The following is a 1468-nucleotide window of genomic DNA, read 5'->3' as shown; positions in this document are numbered from 1 at the left end:
GCCGCGCTGGGCGACGTGGCCAACGACGCGCGCGTGGTCGGCGCGCTCGGCACCAACCTGTCGGCGCTGGTCTCCACCGTGGCCAACATCGCCGCGGCGCTGCTGATCGGCTGCTTCGCGCTGCGCTTCCGGCGCCAGGTCGGGCAGATCATCGCCAACCGGCCGCTGGCCTTCCGCCAGGCGCACCCCACGGTGATGGACCTGCTGCGCGTGGTGGGCGCGACTTGGCACCTGCCGGTGCTGGCGGTGGTGCTGGCCTCGGTGGCGGGCACCATCATGGCCACCGGCAACGCCGACGTGTTCCTGCGCCGCACCGTGGCCTCGGTCGCGCTGTTCGTGGCGGCGCTGCTGCTGACGCTGGTGAGCGGGCGCTCGCCCAAGGCCTCGCGGCGCGCGCCGCGCCTGCGCGACCGCCAGCGCTCGGCCTACATCGCGCGCTTCTGGCGCTTTGCCACCGCGGTGGTGCGGGTGCTGATCTGGGTGGCGTACTTCGAGCTCGGCAGCCGCATCTGGGGCACCTCGCTGCTGGCGATCGCGGAGTCGTCGCCGCTGGGCCGGCGCATCGGCGAGGCGGTGTTCAGCGTGACCGCCACGGTGCTGCTGGCGTGGCTGCTGTGGCTGATCATCGATACCGCCATCACGCAGACGCTGGCGCCGGCGCACGGCCGCGGCGCGCAGCCGAGCCTGCGCGCCAAGACCATCCTGCCGCTGGTGCGCAACGCGCTGTTCGTGACGCTGCTGGTGCTCACGCTGATCGTGGTGCTGGCCAACCTCGGCGTCAACGTGACGCCGCTGCTGGCCGGCGCCGGCGTGGTCGGCCTGGCGATCGGCTTCGGCGCGCAGAGCCTGGTGCAGGACCTGATCACCGGGCTGTTCATCGTGATCGAGGACTCCATCGCCATCGGCGACTCGGTGGAGCTGCCCGACCACGCCGGCACGGTGGAAGCCATGACCATCCGCACCGTCAAGCTGCGCGACGGCAAGGGCGCGCTGCACACGCTGCCATACAGCCAGATCAAGGCCATCAAGAACCTGTCGCGCGGCTACGCCTACGCGGTGTTCAGCATCGGCGTGGCCTACGGCAGCGATCTCGACCGCGCGCTGGAGCTGATCCGCGAGACCGGCAACGAGATTGCGCGCGATTTCCGCCATGCGCGCAACCTGCTGTCCGGGCTCGACGTGCTCGGCCTGGACCGCTTCGACCCGAACGGCTCGGTGGTGCTGGCGCAGTTCAAGACGCGGCCGTTGATGCAGGCCGACATCACGCGCGCGTTCAACCTGCGCCTCAAACGCAAGTTCGACCAGAACGGCATCAGCATGGCGACGCAGCGCGTGACGGTGCAGGTCGAAGGCGGCGCGCCGGCGGACGGCGCCGGGGCCGCGCAGGCCGGCGCGGCAGGGGCGGCGGGCGTGGTGGCGGGGGCGGCAGGGGCAGCGGAAGCGGCGGGCGCGCCCGGGCCGGGCTGAA

General features: G+C 72.3%; 1 protein-coding gene. It reads left to right on the top strand.

All coding sequences use genetic code 11. The features are described 5' to 3' along the window. A partial coding sequence (locus K206_RS39685; RefSeq protein WP_020205997.1) for a mechanosensitive ion channel family protein occupies positions 1 to 1467 on the top strand: 1467 nt, incomplete at its 5' end. Position 1468: the final 1 nt, after the last annotated feature.

The sequence above is a fragment of the Cupriavidus sp. WS genome, assembly GCF_000395345.1.
Taxonomy (GTDB): Bacteria; Pseudomonadota; Gammaproteobacteria; order Burkholderiales; family Burkholderiaceae; genus Cupriavidus; species Cupriavidus basilensis_B.
The sequence above is the reverse complement of the archived record's forward strand: the minus strand, read 5'-3'. Positions and strand labels throughout refer to the sequence as shown.